We start from the raw sequence: 18,872 nt of genomic DNA, 5'->3' as shown, positions 1-18,872 counted from the left end.
TTCTGTATCATTACTCACTGAGTTGTCCTTATGTGAAGAATATCGCCCCTGAACGGCGAGGAGAGTGCAGCACGCGGTAACGGGTTGCATCCCAGTCGTGGTCTTCCTGCTGGGTATCTACGTCGTCCGGGTTTTTGCTGTCGCGAACCAGCACGGGTATGCGGCTAATCCAGCCACGACAATGCTCGAAAACGTAAAAGGCAGACTTCTCAGGGATGCCAGATTCCAGCTTCTTACCTTCAACTACAGCCTCAAGCATGTCAGCGAATACCGAGGCCCCGTTTACTCGCGAGCCAGGCTTCTTATTGGCCTCAAGCCATTCGACACCCTGATTTTCCATTTTCTGACCGATCGATAACTCATCGTCACCAGTATTGAAAATGGCGCTGTCAGCCGGGCCCGGAATAACTTCCGAGCATATTCCTGGAACAATGTTTAGCTGGCCCTGCGTGACTCCGTCGATCTGTATCTCTTCCGGCTCGTCGACATCTTCGCCCACCAGCCGCTTGTCAATCCACGCCACGCCTTTCGCGACGTTGGTGGATGACATATTCAGGCCTTTGTTCAGCTCATCGGGCGGGCAGCCATACCATTCTCCAATCAGGATTAACGTCCCTGCCGGCGGGCAGAACTGCCGACCATCAGGCAGCTCGGCGGCAGTGCCATCAGCCTGCGCCCACCAGAGATTAGAGAACGGCTTAGACTCACCCCAGTCATGGGAGCGGTCAACTGTCCAGCCGTCCGGTATGCGGAACGGCTTAATGACGTGCATCGACTCATTCCACAGGTGGTCAAATCGCCCGCCACTGGTCACATCCCAGGATCCCTCTACCCACGCTTTACGTCGGTTAGGGTCTTTGATGGCCATAAGGGTAGCGATGTACTGCGGGTCGAGGTACGGGTTCTCTTTGAACGATCCGTGGATGGCCACGCGGGTAAGCGTGATTTCCTCTTCTCGCTCAGTCTGAGGGTTGAATACCATTTGCCGGTCGCGCTGTACGGTTCCGCGAGGTGCTGGCTCAATGAAGCGTTTCTTTACCCAGGTATGCCCTATGCCGAACGGGTTGGTCGTGCTGAACGTCTCCAGCGGGATCGGCCTCAGCAACTTCCCATTCTCCAGCGGGTAATTTTCAGGCCTGAACGATGAACGTCGGCAGGAGAACATCATTTCGTAGAATTCAGGTGACTGCTGTTTCGTCAGCTCGTTAAAGCCAATGAACGGGAATTCCTGCCCGTGGAAGTCCCAGTAGTCGTCCGCCTCTTTGCCGAAACGGAAAAGCAGCTCCTCGCCAGTAGGCCATACCCATCGCAATTCGCTCGCAGATGACAGATAGCGCGCACCGTCGTTGAACAGGCGAAACATACGCTTCGACTGAGTGATGATGTCGGCAAGGTTCTTATATTCGGTGTCGAAGATGACGCCGCGCCAGAACGAGCCATAGCCAACGCCTACATTGCGCCGGAACCTGGCTAACTGCGCAGCGGTCTTGCCCGGACCACGAGTACCCTCGAACAGGATTTCGTTACACGGGCAGCTCAGCGCCAGAGACTGAGATCCAGGCAGTGGCTTCCATACAGCTTTGTAATTCATCCACCGAGCACCCCGCCCTGTTGTTTCTGCGCTGCCGCTTCCCAGTCGTCCACGCTGTCACTGGTTGGCACCAGCATGACGTTATGCGTAACCTCTTTCGTTTCAGCTTTATTCTCGATGCTGTACGCCTCACGTTCGAGGCCGATCAGCGTCTTCAGGCTGTCGCTCAGGTCTTTCATGGATTTAACGCGGGAAGGCAGGCTGATTATTTTATGGTACAGGTCGTTGAGTTTATCCTGACCTTTATCGTCCTGGTGGCGCATCAGGTCACCGAGCATCTCAAGCGCGGCCACATCGCCACACTCTCCGGCCAGCTCATCGAATAGCATGTTTGTTAGTTCACGAGCCCGACGGATGTCCCCCCGGTGCTCCATGCGTACCGTGGCAATCACCTCGGCAGTTGCCTCTATCAGTACGCGTTCGGTCAAATTGCTTTCGTTGCGTACCGTCCTGCGTACCTCCTGCTTGCGTACCAGATCGTCAGCCTTTTGCTGAATCTTCGCATTCAGGTCACGCGACCAGTCGTCACGCTTGGCACGCTTACGGATAGCGCCTTCACTGATACCGTGTTGTGATGCTATTTCTCGGAGGGACATCACTCCGGCCCGGTACGCCGTCTCGATGGCCTCCCAGTCCGGTTTGCTCATTCGTTACTCCGTTGTTTGTTCTTCTGGCTGTACAGTCTGCTCTGCCGGTACTGGCGTGAACTCCACTCGCTTCACATCGGCAGGAGCGAAATACAGCCACTGGCCCGTTTCAGTCGCCAGCGGCACAAAGCCATTTACCAGCTCAGGCTGACGACGAGTCATCTTGCCCGTGAAGGTTTCGCCAGTCTGGGTTGTAAGGGTGATTTGGTAAATGTTGGACATAAAGCCTCTTATCCCCTACAGGGTATATTTACGATTTATCCGCTATAGCCATTACGATGGGCCTGCCCATGGTGATGGCAACAAAAAACCGCCCGGAGGCGGCGATTACTGTTCAAAGAGTTGAGTTCTTAGTTCTGAATATTGTGTTTGCTTCTTCACACTTTGATTGTAACTGCACTAGCCTTTCAGCTATGTCACTGCTTGGGCAGTTCGTTACTATGCAATACCCCTCAACCCACGCCTCATCACCACTTTTTGTGAACAGGCTTTCGAATATCTTTACCCAGTCACTGCTTGGTACACGCTCCAGCTCAAAGAACTTTAATGCACCACTCCCACGTTTTGTTCTGTGCTCATCAAATCCCAGGATTTTCATTCTTCATCTCATCATTGTTTACTGGGAAAATTTTTAGCACTTATCTGAGGTTTTTTCTAATTACCAAAACTTATAGGCATCACTGTTTTTCCATTATCAAGCCCACCAGCAGGTGAGCTTTGTAATGGCCGGCTTAGCTAATCAGCAACTCAGGCTGCGTAACCTGCATGATGTGCTCATGTTCGAGCCTCAGCACGCGTTTTTCCTTCTTCCGCTCGTTCATCAAACGGCTTCCGATCGTGCCTTTCAGCTTTGAGCGCGTTTCTTTGATGGCGTAGCGATGCTGCAATTCTTCACCCATCGCCATGCGCCGGTTTAGCTGCTCGGCCATCCAGTTGAAGGCATTGATGTAACACTCCTTCACTGCGGCAGCTGTTTTACCAGTGAATCCCATCACGAGCATCATGCATCCGTCGCGGGTGATGTTATACATAGGCTGAACATCACCATTTTTATCAATGAAATCAATGGGCGCAAAATTGCGCTGGGTGAAGTCTTCGGAGCATTTCAGGTTACGTATGGCGCGCAAAACGTCTTTGTGTCGCTTACCAAAGTAGTCCGCTACCTTGAGTGATGTGGTGATTATCTTGTTATCGAAAGTCGTGACCATTTCACGAAAATCGAAAGCCGGAATAACTGACGGATTATTCATAGCGTGTACCTTTCTTTGAGATGAACCTTTGCCGCATAGGAAATCAGCCCGTCGAGGCTCGCCAGCACTAACTGACTTCCTCAAAGGCTCATTTCAAAGGGTTTGGTTCGACGTGGTTTGAATGCGCTGCGGTGCGCGGTGAAATGCGGATATAAAAAAGCCCCGGCGATTGCCGAGGCTCAGAATTTTTTTTTGACACTTGATGATTTTTCTTCAGCTGGACTGCTCACAGCATGAATGACTTTTACTACTTTCATTTCTCGATTTCAATTTATTTTTCTCGCCTCTTCAATTTTCCGAATTGCCGCCTTATCCAGATTGCACTTCCCCAGCGCCGTGTAGAGCTGAGCGTTTAACTCCAGACTTGCCTGCCATGTGAACGGAACCACCATTCTGGGGAGCGGCGTGTCTGCTGTCAGTTCAGCGCTTATCGGCACTACTGGGGCCGGTACGTAAACTGTCTGCGTATTCCCGCAGGCTGTCAGCAGCGGCAGAAGGAACAAGCTGGTTAGCGCACGGATCGCCTTCAAGCGCCTGCCTGATGTAGACAATGCGCGTTTCGACCTTTTGAGCCAGTTCGTTCTTTGCATTCTGGGTAACCTGTGAGATGTCACGGATGAGGTTCATCGTGGTGATCACATTGCTGGTGATCGCCTCCGATGTTTCTGCCCGGACCGTCGCTTTATCGCGCTGGTCTTTGTAGATGATGGCGTTGTCGCGGTAGTGGTTAATCGCCCAGGCCATGGAAACCAGCAGGCAGATAACGACAGCGCAGATGATGGCTGTTAATCGGCTCATTTCTGGCCCCACTCGCAAACTTCACGCTCAATCTCGCGCCGGGTGATCAATCCTTTCCACTGCTTGCCACCGGCATACGTCCAGCGCTGCAGTTCTTTGCATGCCCCCGGCACATCACCAGCGTTCAACTTCTTCAGCAGCGTGGAACTGGCGAAGGCACCAGAGCCCACGTTATAGGTGAAGGAATAAATCGCGGCGCGGGTAGGTTCAGGGATGCGAACCTTGATCAGCGGGTCGATGGCGTTTGCCACCTTTCGCAGATCTGCCTTTAGCAGGTTGTCACACTCTTTGTCTGTGTAGCGGTGACCGCGGCGAATGTCTGTGCCTGTGTGCCCATCGCAAACAGTCCAGACGCCGACCACATCCTGATAGGCGTAATAGCGCCGCCCTTCCAGTCCATCCGCATTGCCCAGCATTACTGCAGCAATGGTGATTGCTCCGGATCCGCCAACAATGGCACCCACCAGCTTATTCCTGAGTGTCGGGTTCATCTCGGCTCCTGCTGCGGCGGTTGTCTTCACGGATCTTGAAATAGAGATTTGTCAGATACGTCAGTACGGCAATGATGATACCCACCAGCACGCCGATAGCGTTCCACTGCTCGGGGCTGTAGGCATTCAGCATGCCGTTGAGGATGCTCCCGGCTGAAGCGCCATAGGCAGCACCAGTGGTTATTTTTTCCATGCGATACATGCTCTCACCTCGCGTAGTTAGCGGGTGCTGTGTGTTTTGAAAGGGTCAAGCGCATGGGCTGAAATTAACCATGCGCTGTGTTTGTAGGTAATCTCTGGGGATTAAATAGATGAGCTATCAGATAGATAGCTCCTTATATTTCAAAATTAAAGGAATAGGCCAACAAATAAAAAAACTTTCAAAGCACTGTTAACTTTTGCATAGCTACTTTGAAGCTTTCCATCGCCTCGTCGAAGTCATGCTTATTCTCACTTTTGCTTAAACTAAAGAAAATAGTTCCAGTTGATGATGCTATGGGAAGTTTCTCTTTCATTTCAGATATTCTTTTCTGCATATCTAATAAAATAACATCTTGCACTATTTCGGGGTGCCTTGATATAAGAAGTTCTGTTATCTCGAGGATTTTCGCGAATACTTTAGAACAGAAATCTTGCGCTTTATCAGGATCTGGTATTTCTCCCTTATGAATCACACTGTTTCTGAACGTTGTAAGTGCATTATCTATTTTGTACGGCATACCAGTCTCAAGTAAGTGGAGCGTCATAAATGCACCAATCTGTCTTTCAGACATCCGAGACATCTCATTGAACATACGAAAGTATTGTTGATCATCCACGCCCCTAGCTTTCATCAATACACAAATTGCAAATTCATAGGTTCTTTCAAGTGCCGCATAAAAAGTTGCACAGGCTTCTAAAGTAAACCCATTTAATAAGGCTTGAGCTCCTGACTCCATGAGAACTTCAAACTTTTGGCTTTGAAGGACGAGAACGCTTTTGTGTCCATGCGAGCACTGAACTACTGCAATTCGGTTCTCATAGTAAGGTAAGCTGAAAAATTCAAAACTAGGACGACCAAACTCTTTAAAGCATTCCATACATGTAGCGGTAATTCTCATACCTATTCCTATCCAGAAGAAGTTGTGTTGGATGGAATTCTACACTTTGTTTTAAAGCTTCTGATAGCCTTAATAACCATCCATGAGAACTTTACAACTTGTGAGCCACCAAAAAACAAAGCCCCGGAATTTAACCGAGGCAGTTTATTCTTTGCCGACCTGCGAAGCTATGACGACGATATCAAATTTACATGAAATATATGCGTTTCAGTTCGGTTTTGCAAGACTTACATCTAAATTTGTCGCCTTTTGTTGTGAACGTGATCGCGTTACGGATATAAGTGCACCTCTATCGAGCCGCTTAAAGCTGTTACGCATCGCCAGCCAGTGAGGCAGATACGTTTCCGTCCAGGTAGATTTCGCTACGCCCGCCAGCTCCGCCAGTGCCTGATATTCGTATGTCTCACGGCCTGCCAACTCCGCTTTGACGTCCTGCGCTGCCAGCCAGATAAGCTTTTTCAGTCGCTCCATCGTCTTGCCGGCCACCTTCTTCGCGCCTAGTTGCGCCGTGAACTCTGCCCAGACCCACTGGGTGATCGCCACCTGGTACTCGAAGCGGATATTCTCGCTGTAGTTCCATAGCAGCCATGCCTTCTGGTGTTCTTCCAGTGATAGGACGGCGCGGCGCCATGACGCGGTAACAAACTCAACCGGCCAAACCAGCGCGATGGAGGATCCTTTTGCGCGGGACTGGCTGCCACTCATTGGTGGTCCGTCCGGATTGACCATGCGCTGCTTATCTTTGTCGAATACCTTTTTCCGTCCCCGGCTGCGCGCCGTCGCGGTGAATTGCGCGTTCTCGGCGAAAGCTACCAGTTGGCCTTTCGTCGCCCCGCTGAGGTCTGCGGTCGCCACAATGAGCTGCTGACGTACGTATTCCAGTTGCTGACTGTTCATGCGGCTTCCTTCTGTGGCTGATTGGTTTTGGTATGGCTGTGCTTTGCTACTGGTGGCATGCTGGCGCGCTTAACGCTTTCTTCCTGGTACTGGAGGAGGTCGGCGTGGTTCATGCGGCCTCCTGTTGTTTCAGTGCTTTGAGCTTGGCGCGGTACTCATCGCGGATCCGGATGAAGTCTTCCCGGCGGTAGTTGGTCATTTCGTGTGTGCCGTTGAGCCAGTCGACGTACTCCTGACCGTAACGAGCGACCAGGCCAGCTTCGTATTGCTGCGCGACCGTCGCCTCTTTGGCCGTGTACTTCCCAGCCCCGGCATTACACGATTTGCACTGCTTATGGGCGTTGCGCTCTTCAAAGCGCAGTTCAGGGTTAGCGCCGACCGTTTTGAAGTGCCCGCAGTCCCATTGTCCGCCATGCAGATCGGGTGGATTGGTCTCGCCGCAGCTGATACAAGGCAAATCAGCATCACGCGCGCGGATATAGGCGTTGAAAGCCTGTTGAGCCTGCGCCTTGTAGTAACCGGCAGGCCGTAGCTCTGCCAGTCGTTCCTTGCGGCGTTTGCGCCCGGCCTTCTCAGCCTCTTTCTGCTCCTTGATGCGCTTCGCCGCGGCTTTCACCTTCTCCTTTTCGCGCTCTTGCATCGCGAGGATTGCTCCGTGCTCCGGGCAGCACCAGCGGATCCGGATGTCATGGAATTTCGGCACGAAGTATTCACCGCATACTTTGCACTTACGGCGGGAGGGTTTACGCATGATTCCTCCGTGCCGCGAGACGCAGCCATTTCTGATCCACCAGGCGGGCGGTGTAGTCTTTCAGTGTCGGGATGTCGGACGGCCTAACGGCGGTCTTGCGCTGGCGGCGCGCCGGAACGCGGAAGATTTCATTGGTGATGACGCGGGAAAGTGGAATAGACATCAGGCCTCCTGCTTATCGCGCAGCTGCTGGTATTCACAGCTCTGCGGAATGGTCAGGTGGCAGCCGATATTCATCGCCCAGGCTTCGACTTTGCACAGAAAAATGTACATCTCGCCGGTTTCGAGCTCGGACGTATGGCGGAGGGATTGGACAGTGGTTACCTCGCCGGACACGACGTCTACCCGGTCCTTGCTTTCGTAGCCGAGATAGGTGTGTTTCATCGCGTCTTTTACCCACTCAGGCGTAGCGAAGGTCTTACCGCGGGCGATGAGGTATTCGCTAATTTCCGTGTACCACATGTGGCTGAGCGAGTTCTGCGACAGGCTGCGCTTCTCACGCCACGGTTTGACTTGCAGGCGGAAGTACTGCCCTGCATCCAGCAATGGCTGAATCTGCTGGCCGATGGCCGCGAAGTTGCCGCGATGGAGTTTGATACCGTCTACTGGCAGAGTCATACGGCCTCCTTAACGGAAACCGCAGAATGCAGAAAATCGCAGGTGCATTTCTGCATCTGTGAAAAGGTGAGGAGTTCAGATTGTGGTCGCATTTAAGTCCCCTTAAATGCGCAGAAGTCACCGGAGTTGTTCAGGCTCCGATGACATGATTATGGCTGGTTGATTTCAGAAAATCAAAACAGATTTCGAAGTGATAATCATTTCAACTCATAGATAAGAGAATCAACGATCTCAAGGCCATTCATCATAGAGTTGGTTATACGAACTCTACCATCGATTATTCGAGTAAAGCCTCTAAGCATCTTATAAACATAAGCGGTATCACCCTTGGCCTCTATTAATTCTAACGGGATTGGCTTATATTTTTTTGACAAGCTATTTTTGTTTATGTCACTGATTTTCTTATAAATATAGGCTGGACCCAGCTCTGGGAGTTCACGCACAACCAGTATATATCGCCATGATATTTCTGGATAAAAAAACCACAATGCGGCATCAACAGTTAGATTATCTGCTTTAAGTTTTTTTAGTAAGAATTGACCTGAAAACTCCATATCTTTTGTCAACTCTCTGCCGACTACCAGTGTGCTTTTACCCATTTCAAAACTCCAGAAGTTTGGTCACCTACCGCATCACGCAGTTGCTCGGCCATTGCTTGGCTTATGTTGTTCTCATAGCGAAACTGTTCAGTCCAGTCTTTCACTATGGTCCAGTTGATCTCAAGTGAGCTATCACTCCTAAAGTCGTTTTGAAGTGTCTGATGCAGGTTAGCAATTTTAAGAAGTTGTGATAAATCATGAGTATAAGAGTCATTCACTATTTTCTTATTTGGAAATTCATGCTGAAGAAAAGTTTTCGCGATACATGCTTTTAGGGCGCACTCTATAGAATACCCGCAAAGATAGTATGCCCCATGGTAAAATCCATTATCTAGCAAGCACTTAGCCTCATCAAACCTGATAGTAGATAAGGATTCAAGATCGTTTTTGTTCATATTCTACTAGCTTGAATTACATTGGTTTCATTTGATTATACTCATAGTTGACAAGGAGTTGTAATCGAAAGCTGAACTGTAGTGAGTAAAGGCTAAAACAGCTTAGGAAACATTATGTATTTGGCTTTCAGCTCATCCAACAGCGCCTTCGCGTCAGTGCTATCTGCTTTATGATTTCTACATCAGCGTAGCCGAGGGTGTCACCAGCTTTCAGAGCAGCAACTGCTTACACAGCCTGTTTGTCGATGTAGCTCATTGGGCTGCCTCCTGCAGAGCTGGGTCTGCTGGTGAAGTCATGTGCGGCACTTTAATCAGTTCTGCCCGAGCATCAGCAGTGTTCAGCGCCATCAATGCGATGATCCGCTTCTGCTCAGCATCCATTCGTAACGCTACTGTATTGCCGTTCATATTGAAGAACACCGCAACGTTTTTGATATCTTCGATTTTCATACCCTTACCCTCCCCCAAACCATCAATACCCTTCTCATCGCCGCGCTGTTGCGGCACTCCTGGCAGATCACGTTTGTGTCCGTCCGCTGAATTAACTCCGACTTACCCTGCTTCATGCCAGGTATCGTGTCAGGGGCGAAGCGCATTCCGTAGCTGGTCAGGCTGTAAAGGCGCTGGCCGTATTTTCCTTCGCAGCGGATCAGGCCGTCTGCCAGCAGCGTGCTCACCGTTCCGGATATCTTTTTGGTGTCCATGCCGATAAGCCCTGCCAGTTTGGCGTTGTTCAACCCTGGGTTGTTGCGCAGGGCTGCCAGCACCTGCTCACGGATTGTTATGTTCATGTCACACCATCCCGTTCGACTTGTTGCGGTTGTACTTGGCCAGCAGCAGCTGGATCGGCGTCGGCCCTTGCTCGGCAGCTGGTGCGGCAATAGCCCGGCGTACCGGCGGCACTGGCTTACCCTCGGTGACGCGCCTTTCCCACATGTCCAGCAGATAGCCTGCCTCGCGTGCCAGTTCACCATGCGTTAACTGACGCTCGGTGCTGCGGTGGCGCAATTCTACGCAAATGTGGTACATGACCGGCTGCGACCATGGAAATTGCTCGCTGGAGATGAATTCGAACGAGCGGTTACGCCAGTCCCAGTAATCGGCGATCACCTGGTCAACGGTTATTCCCAGCGCCCCGCCACTCTGTTTGCACCAGGCGACGAACTGACCCGGCGAAGGCAGGAATGGGCGTACCTGGCTGCGAGCCACTCGCATACCGACATCGACCTGGGCCATGGTGTGGATCCCGTTCTCCTGAAACGCCAGCAGCCACTGACGGCGGAATTCGTTCAGGTCGTCCTGGGTGCGGAAGTTTGCCATGCTGGCCGGGAACGCTGCGCGCAGCTCGTTGAACAGCTTGTTGAATACCTGAGCCACCTGCTCGACCGGCGCTTGCTCCTGGTACTGCTCTGGCAGGTTATGGGCCATGCGGCTCATCTGCTCGCGGTCGTGGTTACGCATCTGCTCTGCAAGAGATTTCATCGGATCACCCCATAGGCCCAGTCAGTGTTGTTGAAGTCCAGATCCGGCTTGCCGCCTCGCTGCTCACATCCGGCATTGCGCTGCATCGTCAGCTTGTCCCACTGCTTACGCAGGCTTTCCGGGCTCAGGATGTTGGTCTGCCAGAAGTGGTGCTTGCTGGCCCAGTCGTACAGCGCGCAGATGTCCTGGTGCGACCGGTTGTCTATCTGGCGCATCAGGCGAACGGTGTTAGACCAGGAGGTCATGTCCGGGGCTTTGCAGGTTGGGTTAATCAGCTTCACCCTGGAGGAAATCCACTTAGCGATCTCGAGGTCTTCAGCCGATCCCCACTTCGCGCCGAATGGGGTGTAAACCGCAGCTTCTGGATGAGCTGATAAAAATTTCTTCAGACGTGCGTCAGAGGATTCGTCAGAATTCTCGGACGAAGATCTTTTAATGTTTTTATTGTTGTTATTACATTGTTGTTCATGATTCTCGGTGAAACGCTCGGGTAAATGCGCTCCGTTATGCGCGGCATAACCTTCCGAAGCCGCGCCATTACTGGATTCGTCATGCTCGGCATTAAGCGCGGAGATATGCGCGGTGATACGCTCGGGTAAATCGTCCATTTTTTGAGCATATTCAGCGTAATTTGTGATGGTTATCACAGAGCCCTTTCGCTTCTCTCCGGAGCGAGAAATCATCCCTTCACGCTCGAAAACATCAAGCATCCTGTCTACGGCGTGGCGACTGCATGGCTTCCCTTCCCTGTCGCATAAATTCAGCCCGAGATCGGCTGAGGTGGTGACCAGTTGTCCGGTTTGCAGCGGCCATTTGCGCCCCTTGAAGTTTGCTGTATATGGCTGGCGAGCAGCACACAGCAGCAGGTTTTCCCACAGCGTGCGCAGGAAGACGTCCTTCGACCAGGTTTGCTTAAGAACACTCCGGTACAACGGGATGAATCCGGTTTTCTGGTTCTCCATCCGGTTGCTCCTGGCGGCGGAATGCGCCGCGAAATTTGCGTAAGCGACGTTCGACACAGTTAAACCTCCTGCGCCTGGCGTTTTGGATTAGCGTTTGTCATAATGACCTCGCAATTGACTAGCGTTTGTTGCACCAGAAAGTCGGCTCTGTTCGCGCAGACCGGCTTTCGCCATTTCTGTAGTTCTCACATAACCCCCAGCATTGAAGTGACCATGGCCATCAGCGGCGCGGTCAGGTCCGGGTCGACACGGAACATCTCTACAATCCCCTCACTGAGTTCCTTGAGCTTCTGGTGACGCGGAGCGTTCATCGCAACGGCCACTTTCGCCTCGCTCGTTTCCTTCTCAAGTCGAGCTAAGCGGGACATGAAACTGTCCTCGGGAAGAAGTCGATGGCGATACTCCAGAGGCAGAACGGCCATGATTGCGGGTGTCAGCTGGCGCACGTTCTCACGGTACTGCTCAGAGTCGAAGCGGTTATCCAGAAAGCGAAATAGCTTCTGCCGCGCCCGGCTGATGTCTTCCGGAAAGCTGATGGCGGTGCCGCCCTGCTCCCGGTATTCGTTGATGATCAGCGCCGAAACAACGTCCTGATTGTCCAGCGCCGACGACCATGCCCGGACCGCATCGCGGATCCTTTCGTGGTCTGGCGCCGCCTTAGGTTGAGCGCGGTTTATCACCGCTCCCGGGTGTATTCCGGTATTGTGTTGATACGCAAGTGAATGCATTGCTTTCCCTTTCGTGGTTAGGGCCGCCGTTAAGCGGCTGTGTTATTCGCCCCAAGGAGCTGGGCGAGATCTGGGCGGATATCTGCTGGCTTAAGCTTGCCGTTGGTTGCAGACACAATCTTCATTACATAGCGGGCATCAATGCCACCACCGTGCAACCAGCGCCATACCGTCGGCTGCGCTACACCGCACAGGTCGGCTAATTTCTTCTGGCTACCAGCGATATCAATGGCGCGCTGGATGGTTTTGTTCGTCATATTCCAATTCCTATGAGTATTGGTGTGAATTGATAATAGCAATGCGTATTGATTTAGGCAATAGCTAAACGTGTTTTGACCAACAATACGCAAGCGTATAAATTTAAACTCATGAAAAAAGAAACTCTTGCAGAACGCCTGAATCAGGCAATGGACTTATCTGGCATGTCTCAGGGCGCTTTAGCTAAGGCGTCTGGCGTTGCTCAGCCCACCATCTGGAGGCTGACCAGTGGCAATGCCAGGGGCTCAACTAAAATTGTTGAGATCGCCAATGCGCTTGGCGTTCGGTCTGAGTGGCTTTCAACCGGAGTTGGCCCGATGCGTGACGATGGTCAAATGCCCGCAATTTCGCAGCCAAAAACAGAGCCGGCGCCTACTGACACCTTCCGCATTGAAGCGCTAGACTTTTACGTAAGCGCTGGACCTGGAGCCATCAACAGCGAATTTGTAGAGGTGCTTAGATCCGTGGAATACTCAGTGGAAGATGCTCGCCGGATGTTCAATGGCAGAAAGGCTGAGCAGATCAGAATCATTAATGTTCGCGGCGATAGCATGTCCGGGACCATTGAGCCAGGCGATTTGCTGTTTGTCGATATCAGTGTTCAACACTTCGATGGTGATGGAATCTACGCCTTCATATACGACGACACGTCCCACGTGAAACGCTTGCAGAAGATGAAAGATAAGCTGCTTGTCATTTCCGACAACAAGACTTACCGCCCATGGGAACCGATCGAAAAAGAAGAAATGAACAGGATACTCGTATTCGGAAAAGTCATTGGCAGCATGCCTCAAACATACAGAAAACACGGTTAGAAATTTTTAGCTTCATTATTAGAAGCTCACACAGCAAAGGAAATGGAATGAAAAAGTGCCTTATCGTAGCTGCTTTGGCTGTTACTCTTGTCGGTTGCGCATCCTCTGGTAACCAGCAGTTGAAAAACGAAACAGAGACTAGCGTCCAGAGCAAAATCCAAGAAGGTAAAACGACGAAAGCGGAGGTGAAGGGCTTATTTGGCTCACCAGATGCAGTGTCCTATACCGATGGCGGCAATGAGATTTGGAAGTATTCCTTCGCAAAAGTCAAAGTAAATGGAACTAGCTTCATTCCATTCTATGGCCTTTTCCATAACGGAACGAACGGCACCAAGAAAGAGCTAACTATCCTCTTCAAGGATGACAAGGTTCAGAAATACACCATGGCCGAATCAGCGATTAATACGAAATCAGGATGGGCTGATTAACGACTTGGTTATCCATCCCGGCTTTCTGGCCGGGTTCTTCACTGAATTGCTTTCCTTCCTTTACGCACGATTTCCGCTGCATCTCTGTTAATCCCTTTACCGATCACGTTGCCGGTTTCCTTTCGGTACTGCTCAAGCTTGTCGATTATAGCTTGCTGAGTCACAGGTATATCTGCCAGGCATAACTCCATCACCGCACGACCAGCAGCGTGAGCCATCATATTAATTCTCTCATCATCCAGTTCCATGAAGACCGCCCTCACAATGATTTTTATGAGCATAACATGCAACTTTTACAAAATTAAATTCCTTTAGCTATCAACGCATTAATAGCAATTGCTATTATTTAATATCAATACGTATTGCTATAAACAATACTCATCGCTATTATCAATCCATCGAAACGAAACATCGACAGCTGAGCGAAGTTAGCCAGCGGCGGACAGCAAGTCGCCTGCTTTTTAACAACATGCAAAGTCGGAACAGCACTCAGTAATCCTGTTTAGACCCCAACGCACAAAATGCGGCGTAGCACCGGGCGCGATCCGGTCTGTGTGAGGCTACCCCCTCGCGAGAGCGATAAAGGCGTGGGAACGGGCAACACTGGCGGGATGAGAGGTGCGAAGCGCAAACAGATTCATTCCAGCCCATTCGAGGCTGAGTGGGCTGGGCTGAATCACAAGAGGATTTTTTATGACTCAGAAATACATTCCGGCGTGTTTAAGAGACCTTCCTAAGAAGCGTCAGAAGCCACGCAAACAGGCGATTAAAGAAGCACAAGTTGAGGTCCTAAATAAGGCAATAGCATCGATCAAAGACGATATGCGTGCGTACAAAACAGAAGAGCATCGGCGCGGGTATTACCTGGCAATCAGCACACTCTCACAGATTCGAGATGAGTTGTAGCTCAGCAGTTTACAGCGGACTGATAAAGCATTTCTCCCGCATCAGCGGGTAACTACAGAGGGTAAGGCCATGAATTACTACCTAACCACCACCAATCAGGGGTCAGATTTGGTAATTGTCTATGCGCGCAGCAAGTTTGTCGTCAAGGCGTTACTTAATGATGACTGCGAAACAATAGACAAAATCAGCGCCACGGAAGCGAAAAAGCTAATCAACAAGGGTGTCCGATTTATCAAATAGCAAGCCGCTTAACCAGCGGCTTTTTCATACCCAAACGGGTTCAAAGAGCCTGTTTAGTTATGACAACCGGCGGCCATCCACCGCCCATTGAAACACTGAATAAATGCGTTGAAGTCTTGTATTAACCGTTCCGTTCGCCGCGATAAGGCCAAGAGGATTTATGAGTAACAAAACTGGCGGTCCTGCGTTTCCACAATCAGGCGTATGCACCCCTGAAATTAACTCATGGGATAGCGAAGATTTTGGAGGTCGAGGTTTAACCGTGCGCGACTACTTCGCAGCAAAGGCTTTGGCTGGAATCTGCTCTCACCCTGACACTTGGGGATTAGCCGCGCCTGAAATAGTTAAACAGTCATTTTTAATTGCCGACGCAATGATTCGCGCCCGGGAGGCATCATGACAGTCACCCACAACGGCAAGCAGTACACCGCCAAAAAGCTCAACGATAACGAGTGGCAGCTGACGTCGGTATCGGCACCGCGCGACAAGCTGACGCTGAACCGCTGGCAGATGCATATCGCTGGCCTCCTGAAACAGGTTGAGGTGAAGGCATGATCAATCATCACCTGCTGCGCGCCGCGCAGAGTAAAGCAGCCATTGCCCTGTTTATCGGTGATGGCGCCATGTGGATGGCAGCCTACGACGAAATGAAGGTTGCCATCGGTTATCCGTGGCATAGAAAAGCAGTCTAACCCCCTATTCAACTGATCGGCCTGGCATTACGCGGGCGGTATCTGCACTTCCAAATTTCAGGAGTTCAGCCATGAACGCATACCTCACTTACGACCGAATCGAAGATCGACGCTGGGCTGAGCAGCAGCTCACCGACGAAAAAGAGAAGTGGATCGGCGACCGGGCGCGGGAAATCATCGACATGATGCCAAAAGAGCCGTCCGGCCTCTTCCACTTCTCCGTACCGATTGACTCCAGCCCATACGAAGGACTTCGCAGCGATAGAGCTGGCGAGGCCTACAACGATTTCATTTCGGCAGTTGCTTACGCCCAGGCGGAATACGACTGGGAACACCGTACCGGCTGCCCGTTTTAATTTTTGAGGGGATTAACGATGGCAAACGAATTAACAATCACAGCGACGTCGCTTCAGGAGATGGGCGTAGACGTCTCCACCTGGAGCGCGCTGAAGAACAGCATCTACCCTGGCGCCAAAGACGAATCGGTAATGATGGCGCTTGACTACTGCCGCGCCCGCCAGTTGGATCCGTTGCTCAAACCTGTCCACCTCGTTCCGATGTACGTCAAAGATTCGAAAACAGGCAAAGGCGACTGGCGCGACGTCGTCATGCCGGGCATCGGGCTTTACCGCATTCAGGCAGACCGTTCTGGCGATTATGCCGGTGCCCGCGAGCCAGAGTTCGGGCCCGACGTAACTCAGACGCTTACTGGTGTCGAGGTGACCTTCCCTCAGTGGTGCAAATACACCGTCTACAAGCGCATGCCCAGTGGAGAGATTGTCGAGTTCAGCGCCAAAGAATACTGGATTGAGAACTATGCCACCGGCGGCCGCGACACCACGGCGCCGAACGCGATGTGGAAAAAGCGCCCATACGGACAGCTGGCGAAATGCGCGGAAGCACAGGCGTTGCGTAAGGCATGGCCTGAGATTGGACAGCAGCCTACCGCCGAAGAAATGGAAGGCAAATCACTGGACGTAGATATCCGTGACGTCACGCCGCGCAGCACCACAGAAGCGCTTCCACCAACAGCAAGCGAAGAAACCCTTCAGGCGATAACCGATCTCTTAACAACTCTGGATAAAGACTGGGAGAAAGACTTCCTCCCACTGTGCAGCGACATCTTCAAACGGCAAATTCTCGAGGCGTCAGAACTCACGGAAGAAGAGGCGCAGAAAGGATTTGGCTTCCTTCAGAAAAGGGCTAAGGCAGTAGCATGACACCAGAAATTATCCATGCCAGGACCGGCATTGACGTAACCACTATTCAACAGGGCGATGAGGCGTGGCACCGGCTGCGCCTCGGCGTTATCACCGCCTCTGAAGTGCACAACGTCATCTCCAAGCCACGATCTGGGAAGAAGTGGACAGACATGAAAATGTCCTATTCCCACACGCTGCTCGCAGAGGTATGCACCGGCGTCGCGCCAGAGGTTAACGCCAAGGCGCTGGCCTGGGGCAAGCAGTACGAGGAAGACGCCCGCGCCCTCTTCGAGTTCACCACGGACGTAAAAGTCACGGAGTCTCCGATCCTGTTCCGTGACGAGAGCATGCGCACCGCGTGCTCCCCTGACGGCCTGTGCAGTAACGGGTTCGGCCTCGAATTGAAATGCCCGTTCACCTCCCGAGACTTTATGAAATTCCGTCTCGGCGGTTTCGAAGCCATCAAGTCCACCTACATGGCCCAGGTGCAGTACAGCATGTGGGTGACCGGAAAAGAGGCCTGGTTCTTTGCCAACTACGACCCGCGCATGAAGCGCGAAGGTATTCACCACGTCGTCGTTGAGCGGGATCCGCAGTACATGACCGATTTCAACGAAATGGTGCCGGAGTTCATTGAGAAGATGGACGAGGCGCTGGCAGAGATCGGCTTCACGTTCGGGGAGCAGTGGAAATGAAACGCACACCCTTCTATCGCAGGCCCGGGCGAACCGGGCAATTCTCCGGCCTCCGTGAGCGCGTTACCTGGATGATTCAGACGCGCGGCCGCCCGGTAACCGGAAGCGAAATTGCTGAAAAGTTTGGCGTAACGCTCATCGAGTTTAACCGGGTCGCCAACGGCATTACCCGCGGATCCGGACAGATAGCTCAGATCGTTGAGTCGGAAAAATGGCTCAACAAGGACGGAATCTGCGACCGGTCATTCGACCTGGTAACAAAGCCAAAGGTAGTAACGCCACAGGGTAAATCGCGCCTGTTCACCCGGCGCGCCATAGAACAATCGCAGGAAGGCAGGCGGCAGGAGTGCATAGCGCGTGCCGCCCGCCGTCGCCGCCTGATTGCTCAGGGCCTCTACATCGACGAAATGGAGTCCATCCTATGACTCACGCTCACGACGATATCAGGGTTGGCACACTGTGCCTTCCCTTCATTGGTAACGGCTGGCTAATGCCATGGGGTGAAGTGGTCAGCAATCCATTAAAGGCGCAGCGGCTCGCTGAGGAATATCGGGAAAGGCAGGAGGCAGCTTGATACATTTCCATGGTGGACCAATCACGCCGGACACATGCGCGCTGAAGGCATGGAAAGGCAGGCACGCTTTCATTTCCTTCGCTAATCCCGGCCAATTAGCCCTGGCCAGCGAAGTCACCCAGTCATTCGCGCTGGATAACGGCGCATTCAGCTTCTGGACGAAAAAGCGCGTTGTTAACTGGAATGACTACTACGCGTTTGTAGGTCGCTGGATGAATCACCCTCGCTTTGCTTTTGCTGTTATCCCTGACGTGATCGGCGGGACCAGTGAAGAGAACGACGCGTTAATCGCCGAGTGGCCGCACGGCAAAGTAGTCGGCGCTCCGGTGTGGCACATGAACGAGCCCGATGAACGTTTCTTCCGCCTGTGCCGAGAATTTCCGCGCGTATGTATCGGCAGCATGGGTGAATACGACGCGAAGCGCCCGCGCTCATGTCGGGCAAAGTTACGCGATCTCATCCGTCACGTTGTCGACATAAACGGTTATCCGATAACAAAGCTTCACGGCCTGCGCATGCTGAACGCCGATATCTTCCGCCATATCCCGCTGTCGTCAGCCGACAGTACAAATGTGGCCCGCAACATCGGAATCGACAAGGCGTGGGATAAATCAGCCTACGCGCCAGCCAGCAAAGAAACCAGCGCTGCGGTGCTGGTTGAGCGCATTGAAGCCTTTAACTCTGCAAGTTCGCTGAATTACGACGCAGAACGCGATCGGTTCACGCCACAACTTGCTTTCGAGGTGTAATTCC

Annotated in this window: 35 protein-coding genes; 13 read left to right on the top strand and 22 right to left on the bottom strand. The window is 52.0% G+C overall.

Annotated elements, in window-relative coordinates:
- Positions 1–28 precede the first annotated feature (28 nt).
- The 21 genes from AA74_RS0121735 to AA74_RS0121625 all read right to left on the bottom strand — a co-directional run bounded on the left by AA74_RS0121735 (position 29) and on the right by AA74_RS0121625 (position 12,566).
- Positions 29–1,591 carry a terminase gene (locus AA74_RS0121735; RefSeq protein ID WP_025913409.1) on the bottom strand — a complete coding sequence of 521 codons (1,563 nt, stop codon included), beginning with the start codon at positions 1,589–1,591 and terminating at the stop codon, positions 29–31.
- Positions 1,588–2,238, bottom strand: a complete 651-nt coding sequence (locus tag AA74_RS0121730; protein WP_025913407.1) for a hypothetical protein — start codon at positions 2,236–2,238, stop codon at positions 1,588–1,590. The genes AA74_RS0121735 and AA74_RS0121730 overlap by 4 nt, the downstream gene beginning before the upstream one ends.
- A gap of 3 nt (positions 2,239–2,241) precedes the next feature.
- Entirely contained in the window at positions 2,242–2,460 is a 219-nt protein-coding gene (locus AA74_RS0121725; RefSeq protein WP_025913406.1) for a hypothetical protein, read from the bottom strand.
- A 112-nt stretch (positions 2,461–2,572) separates the two neighbouring features.
- Positions 2,573–2,836, bottom strand: coding sequence for a hypothetical protein (locus AA74_RS1000000123200; RefSeq protein WP_045335933.1), 264 nt, complete (start codon positions 2,834–2,836; stop codon positions 2,573–2,575).
- Between the two features lie 133 nt (positions 2,837–2,969).
- Positions 2,970–3,488 carry a Rha family transcriptional regulator gene (locus AA74_RS0121720; RefSeq protein WP_025913405.1) on the bottom strand — a complete coding sequence of 173 codons (519 nt, stop codon included), beginning with the start codon at positions 3,486–3,488 and terminating at the stop codon, positions 2,970–2,972.
- Positions 3,489–3,908: 420 nt separating this feature from the next.
- Complete coding sequence (locus tag AA74_RS0121710) at positions 3,909–4,286, bottom strand: DUF2570 domain-containing protein (protein ID WP_025913403.1); 378 nt, start codon at positions 4,284–4,286, stop codon at positions 3,909–3,911.
- The gene (locus tag AA74_RS0121705) at positions 4,283–4,777 is read right to left on the bottom strand and encodes a lysozyme (RefSeq protein WP_025913402.1); all 495 of its coding nucleotides are present in this window, start codon (positions 4,775–4,777) and stop codon (positions 4,283–4,285) included. The genes AA74_RS0121710 and AA74_RS0121705 overlap by 4 nt, the downstream gene beginning before the upstream one ends.
- The gene (locus AA74_RS0121700) at positions 4,755–4,979 is read right to left on the bottom strand and encodes a class II holin family protein (protein WP_001752682.1); all 225 of its coding nucleotides are present in this window, start codon (positions 4,977–4,979) and stop codon (positions 4,755–4,757) included. Before AA74_RS0121700 ends, AA74_RS0121705 begins: the two co-directional genes overlap by 23 nt.
- A gap of 178 nt (positions 4,980–5,157) precedes the next feature.
- The gene (locus tag AA74_RS1000000122505; RefSeq protein ID WP_050437755.1) at positions 5,158–5,877 is read right to left on the bottom strand and encodes a hypothetical protein; all 720 of its coding nucleotides are present in this window, start codon (positions 5,875–5,877) and stop codon (positions 5,158–5,160) included.
- 207 nt (positions 5,878–6,084) lie between these two features.
- Complete coding sequence (locus AA74_RS0121690; protein WP_025913398.1) at positions 6,085–6,774, bottom strand: bacteriophage antitermination protein Q; 690 nt, start codon at positions 6,772–6,774, stop codon at positions 6,085–6,087.
- A gap of 109 nt (positions 6,775–6,883) precedes the next feature.
- On the bottom strand, positions 6,884–7,525 hold the full coding sequence (locus AA74_RS0121680; protein WP_025913397.1) for a recombination protein NinG: 642 nt from the start codon (positions 7,523–7,525) through the stop codon (positions 6,884–6,886).
- The gene (locus tag AA74_RS01000000122425) at positions 7,518–7,688 is read right to left on the bottom strand and encodes a NinE family protein (protein ID WP_032667641.1); all 171 of its coding nucleotides are present in this window, start codon (positions 7,686–7,688) and stop codon (positions 7,518–7,520) included. Before AA74_RS01000000122425 ends, AA74_RS0121680 begins: the two co-directional genes overlap by 8 nt.
- Positions 7,688–8,143, bottom strand: a complete 456-nt coding sequence (locus AA74_RS0121670) for a YbcN family protein (RefSeq protein ID WP_025913395.1) — start codon at positions 8,141–8,143, stop codon at positions 7,688–7,690. Before AA74_RS0121670 ends, AA74_RS01000000122425 begins: the two co-directional genes overlap by 1 nt.
- A 197-nt stretch (positions 8,144–8,340) precedes the next feature.
- The gene (locus AA74_RS0121660; protein ID WP_025913394.1) at positions 8,341–8,742 is read right to left on the bottom strand and encodes a hypothetical protein; all 402 of its coding nucleotides are present in this window, start codon (positions 8,740–8,742) and stop codon (positions 8,341–8,343) included.
- Positions 8,721–9,137, bottom strand: coding sequence for a HEPN domain-containing protein (locus AA74_RS0121655; protein WP_025913393.1), 417 nt, complete (start codon positions 9,135–9,137; stop codon positions 8,721–8,723). The genes AA74_RS0121660 and AA74_RS0121655 overlap by 22 nt, the downstream gene beginning before the upstream one ends.
- 252 nt (positions 9,138–9,389) lie before the next feature.
- Positions 9,390–9,587, bottom strand: coding sequence for a hypothetical protein (locus tag AA74_RS0121650; protein WP_025913392.1), 198 nt, complete (start codon positions 9,585–9,587; stop codon positions 9,390–9,392).
- Positions 9,584–9,928: a winged helix-turn-helix transcriptional regulator gene (locus AA74_RS0121645; RefSeq protein ID WP_025913391.1), complete on the bottom strand. Its 345-nt coding sequence runs from the start codon at positions 9,926–9,928 to the stop codon at positions 9,584–9,586. Before AA74_RS0121645 ends, AA74_RS0121650 begins: the two co-directional genes overlap by 4 nt.
- Position 9,929: 1 nt before the next feature.
- A complete protein-coding gene (locus AA74_RS0121640; protein WP_025913389.1) occupies positions 9,930–10,619 on the bottom strand; it encodes a replication protein P in 690 nt (229 codons plus the stop codon).
- Positions 10,616–11,581 (bottom strand): replication protein, encoded by a 966-nt coding sequence (locus AA74_RS0121635; RefSeq protein ID WP_025913388.1) that lies wholly within the window; start codon positions 11,579–11,581, stop codon positions 10,616–10,618. Before AA74_RS0121635 ends, AA74_RS0121640 begins: the two co-directional genes overlap by 4 nt.
- Before the next feature lie 185 nt (positions 11,582–11,766).
- On the bottom strand, positions 11,767–12,309 hold the full coding sequence (locus AA74_RS0121630; protein WP_025913386.1) for a toxin YdaT domain-containing protein: 543 nt from the start codon (positions 12,307–12,309) through the stop codon (positions 11,767–11,769).
- A 29-nt stretch (positions 12,310–12,338) separates the two neighbouring features.
- Complete coding sequence (locus AA74_RS0121625) at positions 12,339–12,566, bottom strand: helix-turn-helix domain-containing protein (RefSeq protein WP_025913385.1); 228 nt, start codon at positions 12,564–12,566, stop codon at positions 12,339–12,341.
- A gap of 111 nt (positions 12,567–12,677) precedes the next feature.
- Here AA74_RS0121625 and AA74_RS0121620 point away from each other — a divergent pair, with 111 nt between their 5' ends.
- Both AA74_RS0121620 and AA74_RS0121615 read left to right on the top strand, forming a co-directional pair.
- Complete coding sequence (locus AA74_RS0121620) at positions 12,678–13,382, top strand: helix-turn-helix transcriptional regulator (protein WP_025913384.1); 705 nt, start codon at positions 12,678–12,680, stop codon at positions 13,380–13,382.
- A 47-nt stretch (positions 13,383–13,429) separates the two neighbouring features.
- Positions 13,430–13,810 carry a hypothetical protein gene (locus tag AA74_RS0121615; RefSeq protein ID WP_025913382.1) on the top strand — a complete coding sequence of 127 codons (381 nt, stop codon included), beginning with the start codon at positions 13,430–13,432 and terminating at the stop codon, positions 13,808–13,810.
- Positions 13,811–13,848: 38 nt separating this feature from the next.
- Here AA74_RS0121615 and AA74_RS0121610 read toward each other — a convergent pair whose 3' ends face one another.
- Complete coding sequence (locus AA74_RS0121610; protein WP_025913381.1) at positions 13,849–14,058, bottom strand: hypothetical protein; 210 nt, start codon at positions 14,056–14,058, stop codon at positions 13,849–13,851.
- Between the two features lie 445 nt (positions 14,059–14,503).
- Here AA74_RS0121610 and AA74_RS0121605 point away from each other — a divergent pair, with 445 nt between their 5' ends.
- The 11 genes from AA74_RS0121605 (at position 14,504) to AA74_RS0121555 (ending at position 18,868) form a co-directional block, all read left to right on the top strand.
- Complete coding sequence (locus AA74_RS0121605) at positions 14,504–14,716, top strand: hypothetical protein (protein ID WP_025913379.1); 213 nt, start codon at positions 14,504–14,506, stop codon at positions 14,714–14,716.
- Between the two features lie 69 nt (positions 14,717–14,785).
- Positions 14,786–14,956, top strand: a complete 171-nt coding sequence (locus tag AA74_RS1000000123530) for a hypothetical protein (protein WP_155267979.1) — start codon at positions 14,786–14,788, stop codon at positions 14,954–14,956.
- Between the two features lie 160 nt (positions 14,957–15,116).
- Positions 15,117–15,356, top strand: coding sequence for a hypothetical protein (locus AA74_RS1000000123525; RefSeq protein ID WP_025913378.1), 240 nt, complete (start codon positions 15,117–15,119; stop codon positions 15,354–15,356).
- Entirely contained in the window at positions 15,353–15,511 is a 159-nt protein-coding gene (locus tag AA74_RS1000000123600; RefSeq protein WP_023327240.1) for a hypothetical protein, read from the top strand. Before AA74_RS1000000123525 ends, AA74_RS1000000123600 begins: the two co-directional genes overlap by 4 nt.
- On the top strand, positions 15,508–15,648 hold the full coding sequence (locus tag AA74_RS0121585; protein ID WP_025913377.1) for a host cell division inhibitory peptide Kil: 141 nt from the start codon (positions 15,508–15,510) through the stop codon (positions 15,646–15,648). Before AA74_RS1000000123600 ends, AA74_RS0121585 begins: the two co-directional genes overlap by 4 nt.
- A 71-nt stretch (positions 15,649–15,719) precedes the next feature.
- A complete protein-coding gene (gamL, locus tag AA74_RS0121580) occupies positions 15,720–16,004 on the top strand; it encodes a host nuclease inhibitor GamL (protein WP_025913375.1) in 285 nt (94 codons plus the stop codon).
- An 18-nt stretch (positions 16,005–16,022) separates the two neighbouring features.
- Positions 16,023–16,868, top strand: a complete 846-nt coding sequence (bet, locus tag AA74_RS0121575) for a phage recombination protein Bet (protein ID WP_025913374.1) — start codon at positions 16,023–16,025, stop codon at positions 16,866–16,868.
- A complete protein-coding gene (locus tag AA74_RS0121570; protein ID WP_025913373.1) occupies positions 16,865–17,545 on the top strand; it encodes a lambda exonuclease family protein in 681 nt (226 codons plus the stop codon). The genes bet and AA74_RS0121570 overlap by 4 nt, the downstream gene beginning before the upstream one ends.
- On the top strand, positions 17,542–17,970 hold the full coding sequence (locus tag AA74_RS0121565; protein WP_025913372.1) for a hypothetical protein: 429 nt from the start codon (positions 17,542–17,544) through the stop codon (positions 17,968–17,970). The genes AA74_RS0121570 and AA74_RS0121565 overlap by 4 nt, the downstream gene beginning before the upstream one ends.
- A complete protein-coding gene (locus AA74_RS0121560) occupies positions 17,967–18,119 on the top strand; it encodes a DUF1317 family protein (RefSeq protein WP_006809793.1) in 153 nt (50 codons plus the stop codon). Before AA74_RS0121565 ends, AA74_RS0121560 begins: the two co-directional genes overlap by 4 nt.
- A complete protein-coding gene (locus AA74_RS0121555) occupies positions 18,116–18,868 on the top strand; it encodes a hypothetical protein (RefSeq protein ID WP_025913370.1) in 753 nt (250 codons plus the stop codon). Before AA74_RS0121560 ends, AA74_RS0121555 begins: the two co-directional genes overlap by 4 nt.
- Positions 18,869–18,872 lie beyond the last annotated feature (4 nt).

Source organism: Enterobacter sp. 5-4, assembly GCF_000612205.1.
Classification (GTDB): domain Bacteria; phylum Pseudomonadota; class Gammaproteobacteria; order Enterobacterales; family Enterobacteriaceae; genus Enterobacter; species Enterobacter roggenkampii.
This window is presented reverse-complemented; position numbering and strand designations above follow the sequence as displayed.

Coding starts and splice junctions, on each gene's coding strand:
- AA74_RS0121735 (WP_025913409.1), bottom strand. CDS start 1,591: ATGAATTACAAAGCTGTATGGAAGCCACTGCCTGGATCTCAGTCTCTG.
- AA74_RS0121730 (WP_025913407.1), bottom strand. CDS start 2,238: ATGAGCAAACCGGACTGGGAGGCCATCGAGACGGCGTACCGGGCCGGA.
- AA74_RS0121725 (WP_025913406.1), bottom strand. CDS start 2,460: ATGTCCAACATTTACCAAATCACCCTTACAACCCAGACTGGCGAAACC.
- AA74_RS1000000123200 (WP_045335933.1), bottom strand. CDS start 2,836: ATGAAAATCCTGGGATTTGATGAGCACAGAACAAAACGTGGGAGTGGT.
- AA74_RS0121720 (WP_025913405.1), bottom strand. CDS start 3,488: ATGAATAATCCGTCAGTTATTCCGGCTTTCGATTTTCGTGAAATGGTC.
- AA74_RS0121710 (WP_025913403.1), bottom strand. CDS start 4,286: ATGAGCCGATTAACAGCCATCATCTGCGCTGTCGTTATCTGCCTGCTG.
- AA74_RS0121705 (WP_025913402.1), bottom strand. CDS start 4,777: ATGAACCCGACACTCAGGAATAAGCTGGTGGGTGCCATTGTTGGCGGA.
- AA74_RS0121700 (WP_001752682.1), bottom strand. CDS start 4,979: ATGTATCGCATGGAAAAAATAACCACTGGTGCTGCCTATGGCGCTTCA.
- AA74_RS1000000122505 (WP_050437755.1), bottom strand. CDS start 5,877: ATGAGAATTACCGCTACATGTATGGAATGCTTTAAAGAGTTTGGTCGT.
- AA74_RS0121690 (WP_025913398.1), bottom strand. CDS start 6,774: ATGAACAGTCAGCAACTGGAATACGTACGTCAGCAGCTCATTGTGGCG.
- AA74_RS0121680 (WP_025913397.1), bottom strand. CDS start 7,525: ATGCGTAAACCCTCCCGCCGTAAGTGCAAAGTATGCGGTGAATACTTC.
- AA74_RS01000000122425 (WP_032667641.1), bottom strand. CDS start 7,688: ATGTCTATTCCACTTTCCCGCGTCATCACCAATGAAATCTTCCGCGTT.
- AA74_RS0121670 (WP_025913395.1), bottom strand. CDS start 8,143: ATGACTCTGCCAGTAGACGGTATCAAACTCCATCGCGGCAACTTCGCG.
- AA74_RS0121660 (WP_025913394.1), bottom strand. CDS start 8,742: ATGGGTAAAAGCACACTGGTAGTCGGCAGAGAGTTGACAAAAGATATG.
- AA74_RS0121655 (WP_025913393.1), bottom strand. CDS start 9,137: ATGAACAAAAACGATCTTGAATCCTTATCTACTATCAGGTTTGATGAG.
- AA74_RS0121650 (WP_025913392.1), bottom strand. CDS start 9,587: ATGAAAATCGAAGATATCAAAAACGTTGCGGTGTTCTTCAATATGAAC.
- AA74_RS0121645 (WP_025913391.1), bottom strand. CDS start 9,928: ATGAACATAACAATCCGTGAGCAGGTGCTGGCAGCCCTGCGCAACAAC.
- AA74_RS0121640 (WP_025913389.1), bottom strand. CDS start 10,619: ATGAAATCTCTTGCAGAGCAGATGCGTAACCACGACCGCGAGCAGATG.
- AA74_RS0121635 (WP_025913388.1), bottom strand. CDS start 11,581: ATGGAGAACCAGAAAACCGGATTCATCCCGTTGTACCGGAGTGTTCTT.
- AA74_RS0121630 (WP_025913386.1), bottom strand. CDS start 12,309: ATGCATTCACTTGCGTATCAACACAATACCGGAATACACCCGGGAGCG.
- AA74_RS0121625 (WP_025913385.1), bottom strand. CDS start 12,566: ATGACGAACAAAACCATCCAGCGCGCCATTGATATCGCTGGTAGCCAG.
- AA74_RS0121620 (WP_025913384.1), top strand. CDS start 12,678: ATGAAAAAAGAAACTCTTGCAGAACGCCTGAATCAGGCAATGGACTTA.
- AA74_RS0121615 (WP_025913382.1), top strand. CDS start 13,430: ATGAAAAAGTGCCTTATCGTAGCTGCTTTGGCTGTTACTCTTGTCGGT.
- AA74_RS0121610 (WP_025913381.1), bottom strand. CDS start 14,058: ATGGAACTGGATGATGAGAGAATTAATATGATGGCTCACGCTGCTGGT.
- AA74_RS0121605 (WP_025913379.1), top strand. CDS start 14,504: ATGACTCAGAAATACATTCCGGCGTGTTTAAGAGACCTTCCTAAGAAG.
- AA74_RS1000000123530 (WP_155267979.1), top strand. CDS start 14,786: ATGAATTACTACCTAACCACCACCAATCAGGGGTCAGATTTGGTAATT.
- AA74_RS1000000123525 (WP_025913378.1), top strand. CDS start 15,117: ATGAGTAACAAAACTGGCGGTCCTGCGTTTCCACAATCAGGCGTATGC.
- AA74_RS1000000123600 (WP_023327240.1), top strand. CDS start 15,353: ATGACAGTCACCCACAACGGCAAGCAGTACACCGCCAAAAAGCTCAAC.
- AA74_RS0121585 (WP_025913377.1), top strand. CDS start 15,508: ATGATCAATCATCACCTGCTGCGCGCCGCGCAGAGTAAAGCAGCCATT.
- gamL (WP_025913375.1), top strand. CDS start 15,720: ATGAACGCATACCTCACTTACGACCGAATCGAAGATCGACGCTGGGCT.
- bet (WP_025913374.1), top strand. CDS start 16,023: ATGGCAAACGAATTAACAATCACAGCGACGTCGCTTCAGGAGATGGGC.
- AA74_RS0121570 (WP_025913373.1), top strand. CDS start 16,865: ATGACACCAGAAATTATCCATGCCAGGACCGGCATTGACGTAACCACT.
- AA74_RS0121565 (WP_025913372.1), top strand. CDS start 17,542: ATGAAACGCACACCCTTCTATCGCAGGCCCGGGCGAACCGGGCAATTC.
- AA74_RS0121560 (WP_006809793.1), top strand. CDS start 17,967: ATGACTCACGCTCACGACGATATCAGGGTTGGCACACTGTGCCTTCCC.